This window comes from Streptomyces qinglanensis (genome assembly GCF_900111245.1).
GTDB classification, from domain to species: Bacteria; Actinomycetota; Actinomycetes; order Streptomycetales; family Streptomycetaceae; genus Streptomyces; species Streptomyces qinglanensis.
The window spans coordinates 1-1,193 of record NZ_FOGO01000034.1 but is presented as its reverse complement, the minus strand read 5'-3'; the positions used below and the strand labels follow the sequence as shown (position 1 = coordinate 1,193).

1 rRNA gene is annotated in these 1,193 nt (G+C 56.7%); it reads left to right on the top strand.

The annotated features are described in order from the left end of the window. Positions 1 to 1,172, top strand: a 23S ribosomal RNA gene (locus BMX65_RS31115); the annotation flags it as partial. Positions 1,173 to 1,193: the final 21 nt, after the last annotated feature.

Here is a 1,193-nt window from a genome sequence, read left to right as displayed (position 1 = left end):
AGCTGGGTGTGGCCGCAGAGACCAGCGAGAAGCGACTGTTTACTAAAAACACAGGTCCGTGCGAAGCCGTAAGGCGAGGTATACGGACTGACGCCTGCCCGGTGCTGGAACGTTAAGGGGACCGGTTAGTCACATTTCGGTGTGGTGAAGCTGAGAACTTAAGCGCCAGTAAACGGCGGTGGTAACTATAACCATCCTAAGGTAGCGAAATTCCTTGTCGGGTAAGTTCCGACCTGCACGAATGGCGTAACGACTTCTTGACTGTCTCAACCATAGGCCCGGTGAAATTGCACTACGAGTAAAGATGCTCGTTTCGCGCAGCAGGACGGAAAGACCCCGGGACCTTTACTACAGCTTGATATTGGTGTTCGGTTCGGCTTGTGTAGGATAGGTGGGAGACTGTGATGCGGACACGCCAGTGTTCGTGGAGTCGTTGTTGAAATACCACTCTGGTCGTGCTGGATGTCTAACCTGGGTCCGTGATCCGGATCGGGGACAGTGTCTGGTGGGTAGTTTAACTGGGGCGGTTGCCTCCTAAAATGTAACGGAGGCGCCCAAAGGTTCCCTCAGCCTGGTTGGTCATCAGGTGGTGAGTGTAAGTGCACAAGGGAGCTTGACTGTGAGACTGACGGGTCGAGCAGGGACGAAAGTCGGGACTAGTGATCCGGCGGTGGCTTGTGGAAGCGCCGTCGCTCAACGGATAAAAGGTACCCCGGGGATAACAGGCTGATCTTCCCCAAGAGTCCATATCGACGGGATGGTTTGGCACCTCGATGTCGGCTCGTCGCATCCTGGGGCTGGAGTCGGTCCCAAGGGTTGGGCTGTTCGCCCATTAAAGCGGTACGCGAGCTGGGTTTAGAACGTCGTGAGACAGTTCGGTCCCTATCCGCTGCGCGCGTAGGAGTCTTGAGAAGGGCTGTCCCTAGTACGAGAGGACCGGGACGGACGGACCTCTGGTGTGCCAGTTGTTCTGCCAAGGGCATGGCTGGTTGGCTACGTTCGGGAAGGATAACCGCTGAAAGCATCTAAGCGGGAAGCCTGCTTCGAGATGAGGACTCCCACCCCCTGTGAGGGGTTAAGGCTCCCTGGAGATGACGGGGTTGATAGGCCGGATCTGGAAGCACGGTAACGTGTGGAGGTGACCGGTACTAATAGGCCGAGGGCTTGTCCATAGAGGCTCGCGTCCACTGTGT